Origin of the sequence: Pseudomonas sp. SH10-3B (genome assembly GCF_019891415.1) — a bacterium.
In the GTDB taxonomy this organism is placed as follows: Bacteria; Pseudomonadota; Gammaproteobacteria; order Pseudomonadales; family Pseudomonadaceae; genus Aquipseudomonas.
In genome coordinates, this window is the sequence record NZ_JAFLXD010000015.1 from 26835 (window position 1) to 49140 (window position 22306).

Consider the following 22306-nt stretch of genomic DNA (forward strand, 5'->3'; position numbering starts at 1 on the left):
AAGCATGTCTCGCGTCGCTAAGAACCCCGTTAAGCTGCCAGCCGGTGTCGAAGTCAAATTCGCAGGCCAACAGCTTTCGGTGAAGGGTGCCAAGGGCACTCTTGAACTGAATATCCATTCGTCCGTTGAGATCGTTGAAGAAGCTGGTGAGCTGCGTTTCGCTGCTCGCAATGGCGATCAACAAACTCGCGCAATGGCTGGTACCACGCGTGCGTTGGTAAACAACATGGTCCAAGGCGTAAGCCAAGGCTTCGAGCGTAAGCTCCAGCTGGTCGGTGTTGGTTACAAAGCGCAAGCAAAAGGCACGGTTTTGAACCTGGCCCTTGGCTTCTCGCACCCAGTGGATTACGAACTGCCGGAAGGCATCACCGCTGAGACTCCTAGCCAGACCGATATCCTGATCAAGGGCATCGATAAGCAACTGGTAGGTCAAGTGGCTGCTGAGATCCGCGACTTCCGTCCACCAGAGCCGTACAAAGGCAAAGGTGTGCGCTACGCGGACGAAGTCGTCCGTCGTAAAGAAGCCAAGAAGAAGTAGGGCATAGCAAATGACCGACAAAAAAGTTACTCGACTGCGTCGCGCTCGCAAAGCACGCCTGAAAATGCACGAACTCGAAGTCGTGCGTCTCTGCGTGTTCCGCTCGTCGCAGCACATCTACGCCCAGGTCATCTCGGCCGACGGCAACAAAGTCCTGGCCAGCGCCTCGACTTTGGATAAAGAACTGCGTGATGGTGCCACTGGCAACATCGACGCGGCCACAAAGGTTGGCCAGCTGGTCGCTACGCGTGCTAAGGCCGCTGGCGTCTCGCAAGTGGCTTTCGACCGCTCTGGCTTCAAGTACCACGGCCGCGTTAAAGCGCTGGCTGATGCTGCTCGTGAAGCTGGGCTGGAGTTCTAAGTTATGTCAAATAACGACCAAAAGCGCGACGAAGGCTACATTGAGAAGCTGGTTCAAGTTAACCGCGTAGCCAAAACCGTTAAAGGCGGCCGTATCTTCACTTTCACCGCGTTGACCGTGGTTGGTGATGGTAAAGGGCGCGTTGGCTTCGGCCGTGGCAAGTCACGTGAAGTGCCTGCTGCGATCCAGAAGGCAATGGAAGCTGCTCGTCGCAACATGATCCAAGTTGATCTGAACGGCACCACGCTGCAGTACGCAATGAAGTCCGCTCATGGCGCTTCTAAGGTGTACATGCAGCCTGCTTCTGAAGGTACCGGTATCATCGCTGGCGGCGCTATGCGTGCTGTCCTCGAAGTTGCTGGCGTTCAGAACGTTCTGGCCAAGTGCTATGGCTCGACTAACCCGGTAAACGTGGTTCACGCCACTTTCAAAGGTTTGAAAGCTATGCAATCTCCTGAATCCATTGCCGCCAAGCGTGGCAAAAGCGTCAAGGAGATCTTCTGATCATGGCTACCGTTAAAGTAACGCTGATCAAAAGCATGACCGGTCGCATCCCTAACCACAAATTGTGCGTTAAGGGTTTGGGGCTGCGTCGCATCGGTCACACTGTAGAAGTCCAGGATACTCCCGAGAATCGCGGGATGATCAACAAGGCTTACTACATGCTGCGTGTCGAGGGTTAATCGATGAAACTCAATGATCTGAGTCCAGCGCCGGGTTCCCGTCGCGAAAAGCATCGTCCGGGCCGTGGTATCGGTAGCGGTTTGGGTAAGACTGGTGGCCGCGGCCACAAAGGTCAAACCTCTCGCTCCGGTGGCACCATCGCTCCAGGCTTTGAAGGCGGTCAACAGCCGCTGCATCGTCGCCTGCCTAAGTTCGGTTTCGTATCCCTGAAAGCCATGGATCGCGCAGAAGTGCGTCTGTCCGAGCTGGCTAAAGTGGAAGGCGACATCGTTACTGTGCAGACCCTGAAAGATGCCAACGTGATCAACGTCAACGTACAGCGTGTGAAAATCATGCTGTCCGGTGAAGTGACTCGCGCTGTCACTATCGGCAAGGGAATCGGCGCCACCAAAGGTGCGCGTTCGGCTATCGAAGCAGCTGGCGGCAAGTTCGAGGAATAAATGGCTAAGCAAGGTGCTCTCTCAGCGCTCGGCAAAGGCGGTATGTCTGAACTCTGGGCTCGTCTGCGTTTTCTGTTCCTGGCGATTATCGTCTACCGAATAGGCGCACACATCCCGGTTCCAGGTATCAACCCGGACCGACTCGCAGACCTGTTTCGACAGAATGAGGGGACCATTCTTAGCTTGTTCAACATGTTTTCTGGCGGCGCGCTGGAACGGATGAGCATCTTTGCACTGGGGATCATGCCGTACATTTCGGCATCGATCATCATGCAACTGATGACAGCCGTCAGCCCGCAGCTGGAGCAGTTGAAGAAGGAAGGTGAAGCTGGTCGTCGCAAGATTAGCCAGTACACCCGCTACGGCACTGTCATCCTCGCCCTGGTTCAAGCTATCGGCATGTCCGTTGGCTTGGCGGGGCAGGGTGTTGCGTTCACTGGTGACTTTGGCTTCCATTTCGTCGCGGTATCCACGTTTGTGGCTGGTGCGATGTTCATGATGTGGCTGGGTGAGCAGATTACTGAGCGTGGTGTTGGTAACGGTATCTCGATGTTGATTTTCGCAGGTATCGTCGCCGGTCTTCCGAGAGCAATTGGGCAGTCTTTCGAGTCTGCACGTCAGGGTGATATCAATATTTTTGCCTTGGTTGCCATCGGTTTGCTGGCAGTAGCGATTATCGGTTTTGTGGTGTTCATTGAGCGTGGTCAGCGTCGTATTGCTGTTCACTACGCCAAGCGTCAGCAGGGCCGTAAGGTTTTTGCTGCGCAGACCAGCCACTTGCCGCTGAAAGTGAATATGGCCGGTGTTATTCCGGCAATTTTCGCGAGCAGCATTTTGCTGTTTCCGGCTTCGTTGGGTACCTGGTTTGGTCAGTCTGAAAATATGGGCTGGCTGCAGGACCTCTCTCAGTCGATCGCTCCTGGTCAGCCGTTGAATATTCTGCTGTTTAGTGCAGGGATTATTTTCTTCTGCTTCTTCTATACGGCGTTGATGTTCAATCCGAAAGACGTAGCGGAAAACCTGAAGAAGTCCGGTGCCTTTATTCCGGGTATTCGTCCAGGCGAGCAGTCTGCGCGCTACATTGATGGCGTTCTGACTCGCTTGACCCTGTTCGGTGCTCTATATATGACGGCCGTGTGCTTGTTGCCCCAGTTTCTGGTGGTTGCAGCAAACGTTCCGTTCTACCTTGGCGGGACCTCGTTGCTGATCGTGGTCGTGGTTGTGATGGACTTCATGTCCCAAGTACAATCGCACCTCGTTTCGCACCAGTACGAATCCCTGATGAAGAAAGCCAACCTGAAGGGTTACGGCAGCGGCATGTTGCGCTGAGTACCCATAAGGTTCGAGGAGTTGGTGATGAAAGTTCGTGCATCGGTGAAAAAGCTGTGCCGTAACTGCAAGATTATTCGCCGCGAAGGTGTTGTTCGAGTAATTTGCAGCGCGGAACCGCGTCACAAACAGCGCCAAGGCTGAGTGTGATCCGCTTGAAGCCCGGCAGCTAGTGCGCTGCCGGGTTGATTATTTGTTATTACAGCGATATTATCTCGCGCCCTATTTCTTGGCTTCCGGGGCGTAGGTAGCTGTCAATTGGAGTCCCACTGAATGGCCCGTATTGCAGGCGTTAACATTCCAGATAACAAGCACACTGTTATCTCGCTGACCTACATCTATGGTGTTGGTCGCACTACTGCGCAGAAAATTTGCGCAGTCGCTGGGGTAAACCCAGCCGCTAAGATCAAGGATCTGAGCGACGAGCAGATTGAATTGCTGCGTGGCGAAGTGGCGAAGTTCACCACTGAAGGTGACCTGCGTCGCGAAATCAACATGAAAATCAAGCGTTTGATGGACCTCGGTTGCTATCGCGGTCTGCGTCATCGTCGTGGTCTTCCAGTACGCGGTCAGCGTACCAAGACTAACGCGCGTACCCGTAAAGGTCCGCGTAAGCCGATCCGCAAGTAATCGCCCCAGCGAATCGACAGGAAAATTATCATGGCAAAACCTGCTGCTCGTCCTCGTAAAAAAGTTAAAAAGACAGTGGTTGATGGCATCGCCCACATCCATGCATCTTTTAACAACACCATCGTGACCATCACCGACCGTCAAGGTAACGCGCTTTCTTGGGCTACCTCCGGTGGTTCGGGTTTCCGCGGTTCCCGCAAGTCCACGCCGTTTGCTGCTCAAGTAGCTGCTGAACGTGCTGGTCAAGCTGCGCTGGAATATGGCCTGAAAAACCTCGACGTTAACGTCAAAGGTCCAGGTCCAGGTCGTGAGTCTGCTGTCCGTGCTTTGAACGGCTGTGGCTATAAGATCGCCAGCATCACCGACGTGACGCCAATCCCGCACAACGGGTGCCGTCCGCCGAAGAAGCGCCGCGTGTAATCCAGGAGATTGTAAAGAATGGCTCGTTACATTGGTCCAAAATGCAAACTCGCTCGTCGCGAAGGCACCGATCTCTTCCTGAAGAGCGGCGTGCGCGCGATCGAATCGAAGTGCAACATTGAAGCAGCACCTGGTATCCACGGCCAACGCCGCGGTCGCCAGTCCGATTACGGCACCCAACTGCGTGAAAAGCAGAAGGTCCGTCGTATTTACGGCGTTCTCGAGCGTCAGTTCAGCGGCTACTACAAAGAAGCTGCTGGCAAGAAAGGTGCAACCGGTGAAAACCTGCTGCAACTGCTCGAATGCCGTCTGGACAACGTTGTATACCGTATGGGCTTTGGTTCGACTCGTGCCGAATCCCGTCAGCTGGTATCGCACAAGTCGATCAGCGTTAACGGTCAGACCGTAAACGTTCCGTCCTACCAGGTTCGTGCTGGTGACGTGGTCGCAGTCCGCGAGAAAGCAAAAAACCAACTTCGCATTGTCCAAGCTCTCGATCTGTGTGCCCAACGTGGCCGCGTAGAATGGGTAGAAGTAGACACTGAGAAGAAGTCGGGCGTTTTCAAGAACGTTCCTGCTCGCAGTGATCTGTCCGCCGACATCAACGAAAGCCTGATTGTCGAGCTCTACTCCAAGTAAGGGCTAGAAAATAGGTGCATCCATGCAGATTTCGGTAAATGAGTTCCTGACACCCCGCCACATTGATGTGCAGGTTGTCAGTCCAACCCGCGCCAAGATCACTCTCGAGCCTCTCGAGCGTGGTTTTGGCCACACCCTGGGCAACGCGCTGCGCCGCATCCTGTTGTCCTCAATGCCCGGCTGTGCAGTAGTCGAGGCCGAGATTGACGGTGTGCTCCACGAGTACAGCGCCATCGAAGGTGTACAGGAAGACGTAATTGAAATCCTGTTGAACCTTAAAGGTCTGGCTATCAAGCTGCACGGCCGTGACGAAGTTACGCTGACCTTGTCGAAGAAGGGTTCGGGGGTGGTTACCGCTGCCGATATTCAGCTGGATCATGATGTCGAGATCGTTAACCCCGATCACGTAATCGCTAACCTGGCGTCTAACGGCGCCCTGAACATGAAGCTCACCGTAGCTCGTGGTCGTGGTTATGAACCGGCCGACTCGCGTCAGAGCGATGAAGACGAAAGCCGCAGCATTGGTCGCTTGCAGCTTGACTCTTCGTTCAGCCCGGTTCGCCGTATCGCATACGTGGTGGAAAACGCCCGTGTCGAGCAGCGTACTAACCTGGACAAGCTGGTTATTGATCTGGAAACCAACGGTACTCTGGATCCTGAAGAGGCTATTCGCCGCGCTGCAACCATTCTGCAACAGCAGTTGGCTGCGTTCGTCGACCTCAAAGGTGACAGCGAACCAGTGGTAATCGAGCAGGAAGACGAGATCGATCCGATCCTGCTTCGCCCGGTTGACGATCTGGAACCGACTGTACGTTCGGCTAACTGCCTTAAGGCGGAAAACATTTACTACATCGGCGACCTGATTCAGCGTACCGAAGTAGAACTGTTGAAGACTCCGAACCTGGGCAAGAAATCCTTGACTGAAATCAAGGACGTTCTGGCCTCCCGCGGTCTGTCCCTCGGCATGCGCCTCGACAACTGGCCGCCTGCAAGTCTTAAGAAGGACGACAAGGCGACTGCCTGATCGTCGTAATCACCGAACGTGAGTTTGGTAAGGAATGAACCATGCGTCATCGTAAAAGTGGTCGTCACCTGAGCCGTACCAGCTCGCACCGCAAGGCCATGTTTCAAAACATGGCGGTGTCGCTGTTCGAGCACGAGCTGATCAAAACTACACTGCCGAAAGCTAAAGAACTGCGTCGCGTTGCTGAGCCGCTGATCACTTTGGCCAAGACAGACAGCCTGGCTAACCGCCGTCTGGCTTTCGACCGTACTCGTTCGAAAGCTATCGTTGGTAAGCTCTTCAACGACCTGGGCAAGCGTTATGCTACCCGTGAGGGTGGCTACCTGCGCATCCTCAAGTGCGGTTTCCGCGCTGGCGACAACGCGCCTATGGCGTACGTCGAGTTGGTTGATCGTGCTACTGCTGGCGAAGCTGTAAGCGCCGAGTAAGACGACAAGCTGTAACGAAGAACCGGGCCTAGTGCCCGGTTTTTTTGTGCGCGTAACAAAAGCACGATTTGTACAAGCTTCCACGGGCAGCGCTTGACACTATATGCGCTGGAGGGGTGTTAGTTATTTTCTATTGATGCTTACAATTTAATGAATTTGTGGGTGTCATGTTGATAGTCAATACTCCCTCCAAGCCGATTAGCCGGCAGTTCCAAGTCCGACCTGAGGAAAATTGAGCATGAGCCAGAATAAAATCCTTACTACCGCCAGCGGCGCTCCCGTTGCGGACAACCAGAATTCCCGCTCCGCCGGCCCGCGTGGTCCTTTGCTGCTCGACGACTTTCACTTGATCGAGAAGCTCGCTCATTTCAACCGTGAAAACATCCCTGAACGTCGGGTGCACGCCAAAGGTTCAGGTGCATACGGTACGTTCACCGTCACCCAAGACATCACCCAATACACCAGCGCCAAGTTGTTCGAGTCCGTCGGTAAGCAAACTCCAACTTTCCTGCGCTTCTCCACCGTGGGTGGCGAGCGTGGCTCGGCGGACACCGAGCGCGACCCACGTGGCTTCGCCTTGAAGTTTTACACTGAAGAAGGCAACTGGGACATCGTGGGCAACAACACCCCGGTGTTCTTCATACGCGACCCTCTGAAATTCCCAGACTTCATCCACACTCAAAAGCGACTGCCGCAAAGCAATCTAAAGAGCGCGCAGATGATGTGGGACTTCTGGTCGCACTCCCCAGAGGCGCTGCACCAGGTCACCATCCTGTTCTCGGACCGTGGCATTCCCGATGGGTACCGTCACATGCACGGCTTCGGCAGCCACACCTACAGTTTGATTAACGCGAGGGGCGAGCGGCACTGGGTGAAATGGCACTACAAGACCAAGCAAGGTATCAAGAATCTGGCGCCTGCTGAGGCTGCACGTTTGGCCGGTACTGATCCCGACTATGCCCAGCGCGATCTGTTCGGTGCTATCGAGCGTGGTGACTTCCCGAAATGGCGCGTCTGCATCCAGATCATGACCGAGGCCCAGGCGAACGCTCATTACGAGAATCCGTTTGATGTGACCAAAACCTGGTCGCAGAAAGAATTCCCGCTGATCGAAGTAGGCGAGCTGGAGCTTAACCGTAACCCGCAGAACTACTTCGCTGAAGTCGAGCAGGCTGCATTCGGCCCGAGCAACATGGTTCCAGGCGTTGGCCTGTCGCCAGACCGCATGCTGCAGGGGCGCGTTTTCGCTTACGCAGATGCTCACCGGTACCGCGTGGGTACCAACCACCAGCAACTGCCGGTGAATGCTCCACGCAGCCCGGTGAACAGCTACCAGCGTGACGGCTCGATGGCATTTGGCAGCAATGGTGGTGCGACTCCGAACTACGAGCCGAACAGCTACGCCGAAGCACCCAAGCAAGCGCCTCAGTACGCCGAGCCTGCGTTGGCTTTGAGCGGTGCAGCTGATCGTTACGATCACCGCGAAGACACTGATTACTACAGCCACGCAGGTGCGCTGTTCCGCCTGATGAATGATGAGCAGAAAGCACTGCTCACCAATAACATCGCGGGCGCAATGACCGGTGTTTCCAGTGATGTGGTCCAGCGTCAACTGCAGCACTTCTATAAGGCAGATCCAGCTTATGGAGACGCAATCGCAAAGGCACTGGGTGTATCGCTTAACTGACTCTAAACGATAAGCAGAACCGCCCTCATTTGGGCGGTTTTTGCGTTATTTCAGCTATTTTTCTCCGGAAATCTTCACTTTTCTGCCATTAGTCCCGTGACCTCCAAGTCATCATGGTTCAAACTACAGACTTTCAAGCAGGGAGATGTAGGGCGATGCAAGGTCACCCCGACGTAATCGATTACCTCAACACGTTGCTGACGGGCGAACTGGCAGCTCGTGACCAATATTTCATCCACTCGCGCATGTACGAAGACTGGGGTTTTACCGAACTCTACGAGCGTATCAACCACGAAATGGAAGAAGAGGCACAGCACGCCGACGCACTGATGCGCCGTATCCTGATGCTCGAAGGCACGCCACGTATGCGTCCCGACGACTTGGACGTGGGCACCAGCGTACCTGACATGCTCGCAGCCGATCTTCGCCTTGAGTACAAGGTGCGTGCCGCGCTCTGCAAGGGCATTGAGCTCTGCGAGCAGCACAGCGACTTCGTTACTCGTGAAATCCTGCGAGTGCAGTTGAACGATACCGAAGAAGATCACACCTACTGGCTCGAAAAGCAGTTGGGTCTGATCAAGCTGGTTGGCTTGGAAAACTACCTGCAATCGCAGTTCTGATTTCCGGCCACTAAAAAGCCCCTGTCACCGTAAGGTGTCAGGGGCTTTTTCATTGCCCAATAGATCAGGCGCGATCGCGCTCCAGCAACGGCTTCAAATAGTAACCGGTGTGAGATTGCGACATTTCGGAGACCTGCTCCGGCGTACCCACCGCGATGATCTGGCCGCCCTTGGATCCACCTTCCGGCCCTAGATCGACCAGCCAGTCGGCGGTCTTGATCACATCGAGGTTGTGCTCGATCACCACCACGGTGTTGCCGTGGTCTCGCAAGCGGTGCAACACGTCCAGCAACTGCTGAATATCCGCGAAGTGCAGACCGGTTGTTGGTTCATCCAGGATATACAAGGTCTTGCCAGTATCGCGTTTGGACAGCTCGCGAGACAGCTTCACCCGCTGCGCCTCACCACCGGACAACGTCGTCGCCGACTGCCCCAGCTTGATATACGACAGGCCCACATCCATCAGTGTCTGCAGCTTGCGCGCCAACGCCGGAACCGCATCGAAGAACACCCGGGCTTCCTCGATGGTCATCTCCAGGGTTTCATGGATGCTCTTGCCCTTGTACTTGATCTCCAGGGTTTCACGGTTATAGCGCTTACTCTTGCATACATCGCACGGCACGTAGATGTCTGGCAGGAAGTGCATCTCTACTTTGATCAGGCCGTCGCCCTGGCACGCTTCGCAGCGCCCGCCCTTGACGTTGAACGAGAACCGCCCTGGCCCGTAGCCACGCGAGCGCGACTCTGGTACCCCGGCGAACAGTTCGCGAATGGGTGTAAACAGCCCGGTATAGGTCGCCGGGTTGGAGCGCGGTGTGCGGCCAATCGGGCTCTGGTCGATATCGACCACCTTGTCCAGGTGTTCCAAGCCCTTGATGCTGTCGTGCGCCGCTGCTTCCAGGGTGGTCGCGCCGTTCAAGGCGGTGGCACTCAGGGGGAACAGCGTGTTGTTGATCAGCGTCGACTTGCCTGAGCCGGAAACACCGGTCACGCAGGTCAGAAGCCCCAGGGGGATTTCCAGGTCAACATTGCGCAAATTGTTGCCGCGCGCGCCCTTGAGGTGCAATGCCATCTTCTTGTTGCGCGGTGTGCGCTTGGCTGGCACTGCGATCTTCACGCGGCCAGACAGGTACTTGCCGGTCAACGAGTCGGGATGTGCCATTACCTCGGCAGGCGTGCCCTCGGCAACAATATGCCCACCATGCACGCCGGCGCCTGGGCCAATATCGACCACGTAGTCTGCCAGGCGAATCGCGTCTTCATCGTGCTCGACCACGATCACCGTGTTGCCGATGTCCCGCAGGTGTTTCAACGTGCCCAACAGGCGATCGTTATCGCGCTGGTGCAAACCAATCGATGGTTCATCGAGGATGTACAACACCCCCACCAGGCCGGCACCAATCTGGCTGGCCAAGCGAATCCGCTGCGCTTCACCGCCGGACAAGGTGTCGGCGCTGCGGTCCAGGGATAGATAGTCCAGGCCTACGTTAACCAGGAACTGCAAGCGCTCGCGAATTTCCTTGAGGATCTTGTCGGCAATTTCCCCACGTCGTCCGGTCAGCTTCAGTACACCAAAGTATTCGCAGGCATCGCCGATCGGCAGGTTGGTCACCGCGGGCAAGGTTTTCTCGCCGACCCACACATGCCGTGCTTCACGACGCAGGCGAGTGCCCCGGCAATCCGGGCAGGGTTGGGTACTGAGGAATTTCGCCAGCTCTTCTCGCACGCTCGCCGATTCAGTCTCACGGTAGCGCCGCTCCAGGTTCGGTACGATGCCTTCGAACGGGTGGGAACGCTTGACGATGTCGCCACGGTCGTTCAGGTACTTGAAGTCGACGTTCTGCGAACCACTGCCATTGAGGATGACTTTCTGCTGGTCTGCCGGCAGTTGGTTGAATGGCACTTCAAGGCTGAACTTGTAGTGCGACGCCAGCGACCCCAGCATCTGGAAGTAGTACACGTTACGCCTGTCCCAGCCGCGTATCGCCCCCTCTGCCAAGGTCAGGTCACCATTGACCAGGCGCTTGATGTCGAAGAATTGCTTCACGCCCAGGCCATCGCAGGTCGGGCAGGCGCCGGCCGGGTTATTGAAGGAGAACAGCTTAGGCTCCAGCTCGCTGATGGCATGGCCACAGATAGGACAGGCAAACCGCGCGGAGAAGATGATCTCTTCGCCCGGCTCGTCATCCATTGGCGCCACCAGGGCAATCCCGTCCGCCAGCTTCAACGCGGTTTCGAACGATTCCGCCAGACGCTGCTGCAGGTCGGCACGCACCTTGAAGCGATCGACCACGACATCAATCGAGTGCTTCTTCTGTTTATCGAGCTTCGGCGCTTCGTCCAGTTCATAGAGCTTGCCGTTGATGCGCGCACGCACGAAACCTTGCGCACGCAGCTCTTCGAATACAGAGAGATGTTCACCCTTGCGCTCGCGAATGACCGGCGCCAGCAGCATCAGCTTGGCGCCTTCGGGCTGGGCCAGCACCAGGTCGACCATTTGGCTGACGGTCTGGGCTTCCAGCGGAATGTCGTGGTCCGGGCAGCGCGGGATGCCTACCCGCGCGTACAGCAGGCGCAGGTAGTCGTAGATTTCGGTGATGGTGCCCACGGTGGAGCGTGGGTTATGGGAGGTCGACTTCTGTTCGATGGAAATCGCCGGCGACAGGCCTTCAATGGTGTCGACGTCAGGCTTTTCCATCATCGACAGGAACTGACGGGCGTAGGCCGACAGCGATTCCACATAGCGACGCTGACCTTCGGCATACAGCGTGTCGAACGCCAGGGACGATTTGCCGGAGCCGGACAAGCCGGTGATGACGATCAGTTTGTCCCGGGGCAGGGTCAGGTCGATGTTCTTCAGGTTGTGGGTTCTAGCCCCACGAATCAGGATCTTGTCCAAGATGGCCTCGCACGGCGGGCGTAAATAATGCAGGAGTATACGGCTAAAGACTGGATGAATATACACTGTCAAAGTGCCGGGTGCAGCCTTACATGAAAGCTGCGCGGCAAAGCGCCGCATATACCCTCTCAATCGATGGGACTGGTAGAATCGCCGCCGGTTCACACGAGGTTTTTCCATGCACGATCCCCACAGCGAACGCATGAGTAGCGGCGAGACCCGAGCAGCAAGCGGTCTGGCCCTGGTGTTCGCGTTCCGTATGCTTGGCATGTTCATGGTGTTGCCGGTACTGGCGACCTATGGAATGGATCTGGCAGGCGCGACCCCCGCATTGATCGGCCTGGCAATTGGCGCCTATGGCCTGACCCAGGCGATTTTTCAGATTCCATTCGGGATCATTTCCGACCGTATTGGCCGTCGTCCAGTGATTTACCTGGGCCTGATCGTCTTCGCCCTCGGCAGCGTGCTCGCGGCACAATCCGATTCGATCTGGGGCGTGATCGCCGGACGCATCCTGCAAGGCGCCGGGGCGATATCCGCTGCCGTCATGGCGCTGCTCTCCGATCTGACCCGTGAGCAACACCGCACCAAGGCCATGGCCATGATCGGCATGACCATCGGCCTGTCGTTTGCCGTGGCCATGGTCGTGGGCCCGTTGCTAACGCGCGCCTTTGGCTTGCACGGCTTGTTTCTTGCCACCGGCGGCATGGCATTGTTCGGGATCGTGATCGTGGCCTTTATGGTGCCGCGCTCCACCGGCACCTTGCAGCACCGTGAGTCGGGCGTCGCACGCAAGGCGCTATTGCCGACGCTCAAGCACCCGGACCTGTTGCGCCTGGACTTAGGTATCTTCGTATTACACGCAATGCTGATGTGCAGCTTCGTCGCCTTGCCCCTGGCCCTGGTGCAAAAAGCCGGGTTGCCCAAGGAGCAGCACTGGTGGGTCTACCTAACAGCCTTGCTGATCTCTTTCTTTGCCATGATCCCGTTCATCATCTATGGCGAGAAGAAACGCAAAATGAAACGAGTTTTACTCGGTGCCGTCGCGACATTGATGCTCACTGAACTATTCTTCTGGCAGTTCGGCGACAGCCTACGGGCGCTGGTTATCGGCACGGTGGTGTTCTTCACCGCGTTCAACCTGCTGGAGGCATCATTGCCTTCGCTGATCAGTAAAGTTTCACCGGCCGGCGGCAAAGGCACGGCGATGGGGGTGTATTCCACCAGCCAGTTCCTTGGCTCGGCGCTGGGCGGCATCATGGGCGGCTGGATGTTCCAGCATGGCGGTTTGTCGGTTGTGTTCCTCGGATGCGCCGGGCTGGCTGCACTTTGGTTGGCCTTTGCTGTTACCATGCGCGAACCTCCCTACGTCACAAGCCTGCGTTTGCCGCTATCGCCTGAGGCGATCCGTGAAAGCGGTCTGGTAGAGCGCCTGAAGGCAGTCGTAGGGGTAACAGATGCAGTCGTGGTCGCTGAAGAGGCGGCCATTTACATCAAATTGGACACCGAATTATTGGATCGCGCGACGCTCGAGCAACTGGTCAACCCAGTGCCGACAGCGCGCCCAGCATAGGAGAACGTTATGGCCCGTGGGGTTAACAAAGTCATATTGGTCGGTACATGCGGCCAGGATCCCGAAGTTCGCTACTTGCCTAACGGTAACGCCGTGACCAACCTGAGTCTGGCGACCAGCGAACAGTGGACTGACAAGCAAACCGGCCAGAAGGTCGAGAAAACCGAATGGCACCGTGTGTCGATGTTCGGCAAGGTCGCAGAGATCGCCGGTGAGTACCTGCGCAAAGGTTCGCAGGTCTACATCGAAGGCAAACTGCAAACCCGCGAGTGGGAAAAAGACGGCATCAAGCGTTACACCACTGAAATCGTGGTCGACATGCAAGGCACCATGCAACTGCTGGGCGGCCGTCCACAGGGCGACCAACAGGGCCAGGGTGGCATGTCCAACTCGGCACCGCGTCCACAGCAGTCGCGCCCGCAGCCAAGCCAGCAGCCACAGCGTGAGTCGCGTCCAGCACCGCAACAGGCCGCTCCGCAACCGGCTCCGGATTTCGACAGCTTTGATGACGATATTCCGTTCTAGGATACCGCTCGGAGCAATCCGTAAAGCTTTCCCGAAAAGCCCCGTGAGCCCCGCTCTCGGGGCTTTTTTAAAGGTTCGCACGCAGAACCGCTGATCAACACAATCATGGAAGAACACCGTGTCGAACAAACTGTTCCGCAGCCTACTGGCACTTGTTTTCGCGTCCGGCTGCACCTCGCTACACGCTGACTCAAACACTTCCGCGACGCTCGCCAGCGACAAACGCTTGATTGTCGGTATCTGGGCTATGCAGGCATTGAACGAAGGTCAAACGACGGTGGCTGAGTTCAAGCCCGATGGCCAATTGTTGATGCACGCGTTCGATTGCGTGAAATCAACCCGGGCGCCGACGAATGTGGTCGCGTATTCGGTGTCCGACGATGGCCAGGTGATCAACATGATATTGCCGACAAAAACCATCGAGCTGAAGGTATTGACCTTCTCGCCCCAGGCTATGCAGTTCACCTCCCGAACGGACGGCATGGAGATCAGGTACGACTTGGAAAAAGTCGATAAGGTCGACGCCGTGTGCGACCGCTACCCTCAGTTGAAGGCTGAACAGGCGCGGATGACGCCCTACAAGGCCAGTGATTTCATCGCCGACCCAACCATTCCCGCCCATCCGGATATGGACCGCTACGTCGGTAAGTGGAGTTCCAGCAATTTCGTGATGTATGAAATTGCACGAGATGTGAACGGCGGTTTTTACCTGACTACACCCCGGGACAAAAACTGGCATTACCTTTACAACGACGTCCATTGGGTCGGCAATGCACTGCATTTCCAGCTGTATACCTACTCGGATCATGAAGAGGCGTTTCGTCTCCCCAAGCACAAATTACTCATCCCCACGAGTCTTGAGCCCATGCTTGACGGCCGGATGCGCGAGGACTTCATCCTGAATGGCGATCCGTACATGAGTTTTCTGAAACGGATGAAATGACGGCATGGAAGATCGCCGGCCCTGGCATTTGTCCTTGCGGGTCACACGATTTAGGCTATCACCCACTTCCGAAGAACTAGGAGAGCCGCGATGACCTGGTCTGCCAAGCAATACACGATGTTTGAACAACAACGCACTCGTCCGGTCCGTGACCTGGTCGCGGCCATCCCGAATACCGATGTGCGCACAGCGGTCGACCTGGGTTGCGGCCCTGGCAACTCCACCGAAGTACTGGCCGAGCGTTTCCCCCAGGCGCATGTGACGGGGGTGGACAGTTCCGACGATATGCTGGTCGACGCCCGCAAGCGCCTGCCCGCGCTTAACTTTGAGCTGGCGGACATCGGTGCCTGGAATCCGCCGCAGACATTCGACGTGATCCTCGCCAACGCCTCGCTGCAATGGCTGCCGAACCACGCCACGCTGTATCCGCATCTGGTCGACCAGCTGGCGCCTGGCGGCACGCTCGCCGTACAAACCCCGGACAACCTCAATGAACCTGCCCACCGGCTGGCGCGTGAAGTGGCGGCAGATGGCCCATGGGCGGCAAAGATCAGTACGTTTCAACACAATGAGCGCCACTCGGTGAGCTACTACTACGAGTTGCTGAGCAAACACTGCAGCACCGTGGATATATGGCGAACCACCTACCAGCACCCGTTGGCGGATCATGGGGCTGTGGTGGAATGGTTCAAGGGCTCGGGCTTGCGGCCATTTCTCGCGCCACTGACCGATAGTGAGAAAGCCGCCTTCCTACAGGAATACCAGGCGCGGATTACCCAGGCTTACCCAGCTCTGGCAGATGGCACCGTATTACTGCCATTCCCGCGCCTGTTTATCATCGCGACCCGCTAACGGCATCCAAGTAAGCAGCGGTTACGCCGCTGCTGCTTGCGCCTTCAAATACTCATCCGCCGACACCACACCCGCGTAGCCAAACGCCAACGACGCCATATACGCGCCATGCACCTGCGCCGCTGGAATTACCTGCCCGTTGAACTCCAGATCGCGGGTGGCACATGCGTCATGAATCACCGTGACCTTGTAGCCCAGGTCCGCTGCGGCCCGCACCACCGCATCGATGCACATATGGCTCATGCTGCCGACCACCACCAGTTCGGTGATGCTGCGCTGCTCCAGCAAGGCGCGCAGATGGGTTTCGCGAAACGCATTCACGAAATGTTTAAGCACCACCGGTTCGCTGTCCTCGTTCAGCACCTTGGGGTGCAAGTAAGCGCCCTCGGAGCCAGGTGTGAAGAACGGCGCATCCTCGGACGTGAATTCATGGCGCACGTGAATCACTGCATCACCGTTCTGGCGAAAGGCCTGGAGCACCTGCGCCGCCTTGTCCGCAGCGGCCTCCACGCCATCGAGCGGCCACTTGCCTTGAGGGAAGTAGTCGTTCTGGATATCGATTAGGATGAGCGCTTGCTTGGCCATGGGTATTGCCTCGTGATGGGTTGATGGGGCCAGTATCTTAGCTGGCGCCGACGCAGGGCATTGGCTGCACCGACAATAACAGGGGGAAAACTGACAATGGCCGTTGTTGAACTGGGCGTGCTGATCTATCAGGGCGCGCAACTGGCCGCCGTGCACGGCTTGACCGACCTGTTCGGCGTGGCCAACCGGATCGCCGCCGAGCATCAGTCTGCGCAGTTGCCGTTGTTGCGCGTCAGCCATTGGCAAGTGGACGCCAGTGGCCAACCGGTCCGGGGCTTCGACAGCCATCCCGGCCCTGATCAACCGATGATGGCCGTGCTGGTGCCACCGTCGATTGGCGAGTTCAGCGAAGAGCAGGCGCCCCCTGCATTGTTGGCGTGGATTCGCCAGCAACACGCGGCCGGCACCGTACTCGGCGGCGTGTGCATCGGCTCGATCATGCTGGCGCGCAGTGGGTTGTTGGATGGACGTAGCGCCACTACCCATTGGTCTTCCGCCAAGTCCTTTGCCGCACGTTACCCTGCCGTGCGCCTGGAAGCGGATAAGCCCATCGTCGATGACGGCGACCTGATTACCACCGCCGGGCTGATGGCCTGGTCCGAGTTGGGCCTACGCCTGGTCGACCGCCTGATGGGGCCGAGCATCGCCGCTGACACCGCGCGTTTCCTGGTCATCGAACACAGCGACAGCGCCAGCCAATGCGGCAGTAACTTTGCGCCGATCCTCAGCCATGGCGACGCGGCCATCCTCAAGGTCCAGCATGGATTGCAAGCCCGCGGCGCAGTGGACGTGTCTGTCGCCGCCATGGCGCTGGAGGCGGGGTTGGAGGAGCGCACCTTCCTGCGACGTTTCCGTAGTGCGACCGGCCTGAAGCCCACCGAATACTGCCAGCACCTGCGCGTGGGCAAGGCGCGGCAGATGCTGGAATTCACCAACGCCACCATCGACCATATCGCCTGGACCGTGGGCTACCAAGACCCCAGCGCCTTTCGCGCCATTTTCAAGAAAATCACCGGGCTGGCCCCCAGCGACTACCGCAGCCGTTTTGGCGTGTGAATCGTGCAGAACGCCGTGCGTTCAAGGCGGCGTCGTGCAGAATCAGGCAGGCCAACTGCCATCGCCTTTTCGGCAACGGCTTGATTTTAAAAGCATCCTCTTGGAAACAACCTTGGCGTGATACCTGCAGCCTTCCCCTCACACACATGGCGGGATGGCCAAGGGGGACGCATGACCCCGATTCAACGCAAAAAATGGATCGTCGCTCACTCCACGCGAGAGGGCGCGCCCCAGCATGAAGTCGAAACCAACCGCGCCTTGGCCCGTTGGCTGGCGCAGATCCTGGGGCTCAAATTCGGCGGCAGTTACGACCCACAAAAGCATGCCGACCGTGACCTCTACCTGCTACCCACACAAACGCTGGTAGGCCCTGCCCAGGCCCGCGAACTTCACGTCAACGGCCCGGCGGACCTGTGGGGCGGTTACGTCGATCACGACTTTATCTGCACCAAGGCCATCAGCCATGGGCTGCTAAGCCCCGAAGCGAAAGCCCCCGAGGGCTGGTCGCCGTTATTCTGCGAGCGTGTACGCGATGTTGTTCTAGCGGGGCTCAGCGTATTTGCCTTGGCGGATGCACGACCTGCCGCCGAACGCCTGCTTTACAGCGGGCCGATTCGCCTGAAACCCGTGCATGCCTGCGCTGGGCGCGGCCAGGAAGTTATCCACAGCCTTGATGCATTCGAGGCCGTGCTGGCGCGTCCGGAAGCGGCCCAGATGTTCAGCGAGGGCGTGGTGCTGGAACAAGACCTTCACGATGTGGTCACCCATAGTGTGGGCCAGAGTTTTATCGGTGATCACGTGTTCAGTTACTGCGGCGAGCAATACCTGACCCAGGACGGGCAGGGCGAAGAGGTCTATGGCGGCTCCAACCTGCTGGTGGTGCCGGGCGGCTACGAAGACTTGCTCACGCTCGACCTGCCCGACGGCGTGCGCCAAGCCATCGAACAGGCCCAGGTCTTCGATGCGGCCGCCGATGAGGCTTACCCTGGTTTCTACGCTTCCCGGCGCAACTACGACATCGCCCAGGGCCTGGACAGTCACGGCCAGCGTTGCAGTGGCGTACTCGAACAGTCCTGGCGCATGGGGGGCGCCAGCAGCGCGGAAGTCGCGGCGCTGCAAAGTTTTATCAACCATCCCGGCCTCAAGGCCATTCATGTGTCTTCGGTAGAAACCTACGTGGACCAGGCGCTGCCGGCGGACGCTATCGAGGTGTACCGAGGCCCCGCCGAAAACAGCGACTTTCTTCTCAAGTACGTGACGGTTAAATCTTATGACGGCTAGAAGCGAAAGCATTGCGATCGACATCGATGACGAACAGATGAGCGGCACGTTCCTCAGCCCCAAATCGAAGGTGCCAGGGGTGTTATTCGTGCACGGCTGGGGCGGTAGCCAGGAGCGTGACCTGGAGCGCGCCAAAGGTATCGCCGGCCTGGGATGCGTGTGCCTGACGTTCGATCTGCGTGGCCACGCGGGCACGGGTATCCCGCTGTCCCGCGTCACCCGTGAAGACAACCTGCGCGATCTGCTGGCGGCCTACGACCGACTGCTCTCGCACCCGGCCATCGACACCTCGGCGGTGGCGGTGGTGGGCACCAGCTACGGCGGTTACCTGGCGGCGATTCTCACCTCTTTGCGCCCGGTGCGCTGGCTGGCGCTGCGCGTGCCGGCGCTGTACCGCGATCAGGAATGGCTCAAGCCCAAGCGTGACCTCGATAAGGCCGACTTGATGGATTACCGCAGCACGCTGGTGCATGCCGAAACCAACCGCGCGCTGCATGCCTGCGCGCAATTTACCGGTGATGTGCTGATCGTCGAATCCGAAACCGACGACCATGTGCCCCATGCCACCATCATGAGTTACCGCGCGGCGTGCCAGCAGACCCATTCGCTGACGCACCGCATCATCGACGGTGCCGACCATTCCCTCAGCGATCCGGTGTCCCAGCAGGCCTACACGTCGATCCTGGTGGACTGGATCACCGAGATGGTGGTGGGCGAGCGGTTGAGCATCATCCAATCCCAATAACGCGATCAAGCGGGTGTCTTCTTCACCCGCAACGCCTTCGCCTTGGCCTCGACCCCCAGGTACATCACCAGCGCGATAAGCAGCGGGCAAATAAAATAGATCGCCCGGTAGGCAATCAGTCCCGCCAGCAAACTGCCCCGTGACGCCTCGTGCTGCAGCAGTGCAATAAACACCGCCTCGAGTACGCCAAGGCCAGCCGGGATATGAGTGACCACCCCGGCAATTGCGCTGATCAGCAATACGCCGAGTACCAGCGGATAGTCCAACTTGGCGGGCAGCAGGGTAAAAATCACCGCCGCCATCAGCGACCAGTTCAGCGCGCCCAGCGCCAGTTGCAAGCACGCCATGCGCAGCGACGGCAGGTTGATCTCGATCCCGCGAATCGACCACGCGCGTTTTTTCGAAAACTGACACGCCGCCAGGTAACCCAGGCTGGCCAGTATCAGCAACACGCCGACCCCTTGCAGTGCGCCGCTGCTGAGCTTCCAACCCGGTGGCATCGTCACCAGCCCGCTGCTGAACACCACCCCGGCCAATGCCATATAGCCAAACCAATTGGTGGCCAGGCTCAGGCCGAGAATCTTGGCGATATTGCTGGTGCTCACCCCCAGCCGCGAATACAGGCGGTAACGCATGGCGATCCCGCCGACCCAGGCGCTGAGGTTAAGGTTGAACGCGTAGCTGATGATCCCGACCGGCAGGATCTGCTTCCAGCCCAGCGGCTGGCGGATGTAGGTGCGGCCGATCAGATCGAAGCTGGCGTAGACGAGAAAGCTGCACAAGGTCAGCGTGCTGGCGATAAACAAGGTGCGCAGCTTGAAGTCGCCCAGGGTCTCAACCACTTCGCTCCAATCAATGCGCCGAGCCAGCAGGGTGAACAGCACGATCAGCGCGAGGAAGAAGGCGATGGTCAGCGGTTTTTTCCAGCGCTTGAAGCGTGATCCGTTGTTTTCAGACGTCATGGGCCTGACTCTCGAAGGGTTTCAAGCGTGGCTTGTGCGCCGGCAACCAGCCCGTCAGCGCGGGGAAGTGGCGCATCACATGGAACACCAGGAATCCGACGGTCAATCGCCATAGCCACAGGCGTGGCTTGCGGTTTTCCGGCATGGTCTGGCAATGCTCCTTGGCGAGTACGTCCAGGCGTTCGTATAGCTGCTGATTGAACGCGCGGTCACGAATCAGTACGTTGGCTTCCAGGTTCAGCGACAGGCTCAGCGGGTCGAGGTTGCTCGAACCCACCGTGCTCCACTCGTCATCCACCAGCGCGACCTTGCCGTGCAGCGGGCGCTGGCAATACTCATGAATCACCACGCCGTCCTTGAGCAGGTAGTCGTAGAGCATGCGCGCGGCCAGCTTGGCCAGCAGTACGTCGGGCTGGCCCTGCATGATCAATTGCACGTGCACCCCTCGGCGTGCGGCGTTGCGAATTTCGCGCAGCAGGCGGTAACCGGGGAAGAAGTAGGCGTTGGCAATCACCGCGCGTTGTTGGGCTTTGCTCAAGGCATGGATATACGCCTCTTCAATGTCGTCGCGGTGTTGCAGATTGTCGCGGTAAATCAGGCGCACCCAGCCGTCGCCTTTATCGGACGACCAAGCCGAAGGCCTTTGCTGGCGGCGCCGCCACCCGCGTCGCGTGCGCACCTGGCGGCCGCTTTGTGCGAGGGCGAAATGATGCAGGTCGGCCACCGCCGGGCCAGTCACCTGCACCGCGTAATCCTGCTTGGCCTCGGGGCCAAAGTCCCCCAGGTGATCGGCAGAAAAATTGATCCCGCCGATAAACGCCACGGCGGCGTCCACCACCACGATCTTGCGGTGCAGGCGGCGGAACCAGTTGGTCCGAATACCCAGGGTCTTGGACGCCGGGTCAAACATCTGTACGGCCACTCCGGCCTCGGCCAACTCTCCGAGAAAAGCGGGGCTCAGCTCGCCGCAGCCAAAACCATCCAGGCTGACCACCACCTTGACCCCACGCTGCGCCGCTTCGATCAAGATGCGTTGCAGCTCGTGGCCGACCTTGTCTTCGAAGAGGATAAAGGTCTCCAGCAGGATCTCCCGCTGCGCCCCACGCAAGGCCTCGAACACTTTGGGAAAGTACGCCTCGCCGTTCTCCAGCAACTCGACCTGATTGTCAGGCTGCCAGCCGTAATCGAGGTCGCGGGCCTTGGCTTCATCCGGCGGTTGATCGGTAGCAATGTGCTCGACGGCAATGTTCATAGCTCAATCTCCACCGACAGCGGTACGTGGTCTGACAGATGGGACCAGGGGCGGGAGGTCAGCACCCGGGGGTTATGAATCTTCAAGTTGCGCACATAAATGCGGTCCAGCGGCAGCAGCGGCAGGCGGGCAGGGAAGGTCCGCGCCGGTTTGCCGAGGGCGTGCACGAACACTTCCGTAAGGCCGCTTTGGCTCAGGTCGGCGCGCTGGCGCCAGTCATTGAAATCGCCGGCAACTACCAACGGCGCATCCGCCGGGATCTCGCTGATACGCTGCTCCAACAAGCGCAATTGCTGCTGGCGATGCACTTCACGCAAACCCAGGTGGATACAGATCGCATGCACTTCCTGCCCGGTCCCCGGCAGACGCAGCACACAATGCAGCAGGCCACGGTTTTCATGGCCGCTTTGGGAGATGTCGAGGTTGTCGTAACTCACAATCTGGAATTTCGACAGCAACGCATTGCCATGGTCGCCATGGGGGTAGACCGCGTTGCGCCCGTAGGCAAACTGCGGCCAGATGCTGTCGGCGAGGAACTCGTACTGCGGCATGTTCGGCCAGTCGCTGTAGCGCTGGGGATGGCGCTCGTGGGTGCCGTGGATTTCCTGCAGAAACACCATATCAGCGCCCACACTGCGCACCGCTTCGCGCAGCTCGGGCAGGATGAAGCGTCGGTTCAAGGCGGTGAAGCCCTTGTGGATATTGACCGTCAGCACCGTGAAGCGAGTGATGGCGACGCTAGGGGTGATGGGCACCCAGTCGGGGATCGCAGCCATGATTGCTCCTGTGAAAGGGTGGGGGCCTGACCCCCGTTTATGGCTGACTGCGATTTT

The 22306-nt window shown here is 58.2% G+C and carries 26 protein-coding genes; 21 read left to right on the top strand and 5 right to left on the bottom strand.

Translation table 11 applies throughout. The annotated features are described in order from the left end of the window. The first annotated feature begins 4 nt into the window (after positions 1 to 4). From rplF to bfr, 14 genes are all read left to right on the top strand, one after another. Positions 5 to 538, top strand: a complete 534-nt coding sequence (gene rplF, locus J1G35_RS13620) for a 50S ribosomal protein L6 (protein WP_003176412.1) — start codon at positions 5 to 7, stop codon at positions 536 to 538. A 10-nt stretch (positions 539 to 548) separates the two neighbouring features. After that, positions 549 to 899, top strand: a complete 351-nt coding sequence (rplR, locus tag J1G35_RS13625; protein WP_003186037.1) for a 50S ribosomal protein L18 — start codon at positions 549 to 551, stop codon at positions 897 to 899. 3 nt (positions 900 to 902) lie between these two features. Next, positions 903 to 1403 carry a 30S ribosomal protein S5 gene (gene rpsE, locus J1G35_RS13630; protein ID WP_003186035.1) on the top strand — a complete coding sequence of 167 codons (501 nt, stop codon included), beginning with the start codon at positions 903 to 905 and terminating at the stop codon, positions 1401 to 1403. Positions 1404 to 1405: 2 nt separating this feature from the next. Then, positions 1406 to 1582, top strand: a complete 177-nt coding sequence (gene rpmD, locus J1G35_RS13635; protein ID WP_003176408.1) for a 50S ribosomal protein L30 — start codon at positions 1406 to 1408, stop codon at positions 1580 to 1582. A gap of 3 nt (positions 1583 to 1585) precedes the next feature. Further along, a complete protein-coding gene (gene rplO, locus J1G35_RS13640) occupies positions 1586 to 2023 on the top strand; it encodes a 50S ribosomal protein L15 (protein ID WP_003176407.1) in 438 nt (145 codons plus the stop codon). Further along, positions 2024 to 3352, top strand: coding sequence for a preprotein translocase subunit SecY (gene secY / locus J1G35_RS13645; RefSeq protein WP_003176406.1), 1329 nt, complete (start codon positions 2024 to 2026; stop codon positions 3350 to 3352). Between the two features lie 27 nt (positions 3353 to 3379). Then, positions 3380 to 3496 carry a 50S ribosomal protein L36 gene (rpmJ, locus tag J1G35_RS13650; protein WP_002555468.1) on the top strand — a complete coding sequence of 39 codons (117 nt, stop codon included), beginning with the start codon at positions 3380 to 3382 and terminating at the stop codon, positions 3494 to 3496. A 129-nt stretch (positions 3497 to 3625) separates the two neighbouring features. After that, a complete protein-coding gene (gene rpsM / locus J1G35_RS13655; RefSeq protein WP_024077676.1) occupies positions 3626 to 3982 on the top strand; it encodes a 30S ribosomal protein S13 in 357 nt (118 codons plus the stop codon). 30 nt (positions 3983 to 4012) lie between these two features. Then, positions 4013 to 4402 carry a 30S ribosomal protein S11 gene (rpsK, locus tag J1G35_RS13660; protein ID WP_002555466.1) on the top strand — a complete coding sequence of 130 codons (390 nt, stop codon included), beginning with the start codon at positions 4013 to 4015 and terminating at the stop codon, positions 4400 to 4402. A gap of 18 nt (positions 4403 to 4420) precedes the next feature. Then, entirely contained in the window at positions 4421 to 5041 is a 621-nt protein-coding gene (gene rpsD, locus J1G35_RS13665) for a 30S ribosomal protein S4 (protein ID WP_003176404.1), read from the top strand. 22 nt (positions 5042 to 5063) lie between these two features. Continuing rightward, positions 5064 to 6065, top strand: a complete 1002-nt coding sequence (rpoA, locus tag J1G35_RS13670; protein ID WP_223015199.1) for a DNA-directed RNA polymerase subunit alpha — start codon at positions 5064 to 5066, stop codon at positions 6063 to 6065. A 41-nt stretch (positions 6066 to 6106) separates the two neighbouring features. Beyond that, the gene (rplQ, locus tag J1G35_RS13675; protein ID WP_003176402.1) at positions 6107 to 6493 is read left to right on the top strand and encodes a 50S ribosomal protein L17; all 387 of its coding nucleotides are present in this window, start codon (positions 6107 to 6109) and stop codon (positions 6491 to 6493) included. 238 nt (positions 6494 to 6731) lie between these two features. Continuing rightward, a complete protein-coding gene (locus J1G35_RS13680; protein WP_223015200.1) occupies positions 6732 to 8180 on the top strand; it encodes a catalase in 1449 nt (482 codons plus the stop codon). Between the two features lie 155 nt (positions 8181 to 8335). Further along, the gene (gene bfr, locus J1G35_RS13685; protein ID WP_032884537.1) at positions 8336 to 8800 is read left to right on the top strand and encodes a bacterioferritin; all 465 of its coding nucleotides are present in this window, start codon (positions 8336 to 8338) and stop codon (positions 8798 to 8800) included. A gap of 64 nt (positions 8801 to 8864) precedes the next feature. On the opposite strand, the gene uvrA is transcribed toward bfr, so the two are convergent. Then, on the bottom strand, positions 8865 to 11699 hold the full coding sequence (uvrA, locus tag J1G35_RS13690; protein ID WP_053138298.1) for an excinuclease ABC subunit UvrA: 2835 nt from the start codon (positions 11697 to 11699) through the stop codon (positions 8865 to 8867). Between the two features lie 178 nt (positions 11700 to 11877). Between uvrA and J1G35_RS13695 the strand changes: the two genes are divergently transcribed. From J1G35_RS13695 to tam, 4 genes are all read left to right on the top strand, one after another. Continuing rightward, the gene (locus J1G35_RS13695; RefSeq protein WP_024077673.1) at positions 11878 to 13272 is read left to right on the top strand and encodes an MFS transporter; all 1395 of its coding nucleotides are present in this window, start codon (positions 11878 to 11880) and stop codon (positions 13270 to 13272) included. Positions 13273 to 13281: 9 nt separating this feature from the next. Next, the gene (locus J1G35_RS13700; RefSeq protein ID WP_003232445.1) at positions 13282 to 13797 is read left to right on the top strand and encodes a single-stranded DNA-binding protein; all 516 of its coding nucleotides are present in this window, start codon (positions 13282 to 13284) and stop codon (positions 13795 to 13797) included. 118 nt (positions 13798 to 13915) lie between these two features. Beyond that, positions 13916 to 14740, top strand: a complete 825-nt coding sequence (locus tag J1G35_RS13705) for a hypothetical protein (RefSeq protein WP_223015201.1) — start codon at positions 13916 to 13918, stop codon at positions 14738 to 14740. A gap of 90 nt (positions 14741 to 14830) precedes the next feature. After that, the gene (gene tam / locus J1G35_RS13710) at positions 14831 to 15592 is read left to right on the top strand and encodes a trans-aconitate 2-methyltransferase (RefSeq protein ID WP_053138292.1); all 762 of its coding nucleotides are present in this window, start codon (positions 14831 to 14833) and stop codon (positions 15590 to 15592) included. Between the two features lie 21 nt (positions 15593 to 15613). Here tam and J1G35_RS13715 read toward each other — a convergent pair whose 3' ends face one another. Next, entirely contained in the window at positions 15614 to 16177 is a 564-nt protein-coding gene (locus J1G35_RS13715) for a cysteine hydrolase family protein (RefSeq protein WP_223015202.1), read from the bottom strand. A 96-nt stretch (positions 16178 to 16273) separates the two neighbouring features. Between J1G35_RS13715 and J1G35_RS13720 the strand changes: the two genes are divergently transcribed. The 3 genes from J1G35_RS13720 to J1G35_RS13730 all read left to right on the top strand — a co-directional run bounded on the left by J1G35_RS13720 (position 16274) and on the right by J1G35_RS13730 (position 19259). Then, positions 16274 to 17233, top strand: coding sequence for a GlxA family transcriptional regulator (locus J1G35_RS13720; protein ID WP_053138286.1), 960 nt, complete (start codon positions 16274 to 16276; stop codon positions 17231 to 17233). Positions 17234 to 17404: 171 nt separating this feature from the next. Continuing rightward, positions 17405 to 18514 carry a DUF3182 family protein gene (locus tag J1G35_RS13725; protein ID WP_053138284.1) on the top strand — a complete coding sequence of 370 codons (1110 nt, stop codon included), beginning with the start codon at positions 17405 to 17407 and terminating at the stop codon, positions 18512 to 18514. Beyond that, complete coding sequence (locus tag J1G35_RS13730; RefSeq protein WP_124408307.1) at positions 18504 to 19259, top strand: alpha/beta fold hydrolase; 756 nt, start codon at positions 18504 to 18506, stop codon at positions 19257 to 19259. Before J1G35_RS13725 ends, J1G35_RS13730 begins: the two co-directional genes overlap by 11 nt. Positions 19260 to 19264: 5 nt before the next feature. Here J1G35_RS13730 and J1G35_RS13735 read toward each other — a convergent pair whose 3' ends face one another. Genes J1G35_RS13735 through J1G35_RS13745 form a run of 3 tightly spaced genes read right to left on the bottom strand, consistent with a single transcriptional unit; the run spans position 19265 to position 22249 of the window. Further along, positions 19265 to 20221: a lysylphosphatidylglycerol synthase domain-containing protein gene (locus tag J1G35_RS13735; RefSeq protein WP_223015203.1), complete on the bottom strand. Its 957-nt coding sequence runs from the start codon at positions 20219 to 20221 to the stop codon at positions 19265 to 19267. After that, positions 20211 to 21473 (bottom strand): cardiolipin synthase ClsB, encoded by a 1263-nt coding sequence (gene clsB / locus J1G35_RS13740; RefSeq protein WP_053138278.1) that lies wholly within the window; start codon positions 21471 to 21473, stop codon positions 20211 to 20213. Before clsB ends, J1G35_RS13735 begins: the two co-directional genes overlap by 11 nt. Beyond that, on the bottom strand, positions 21470 to 22249 hold the full coding sequence (locus J1G35_RS13745; RefSeq protein ID WP_053138276.1) for an endonuclease/exonuclease/phosphatase family protein: 780 nt from the start codon (positions 22247 to 22249) through the stop codon (positions 21470 to 21472). The genes clsB and J1G35_RS13745 overlap by 4 nt, the downstream gene beginning before the upstream one ends. Between the last annotated feature and the right edge of the window lie 57 nt (positions 22250 to 22306).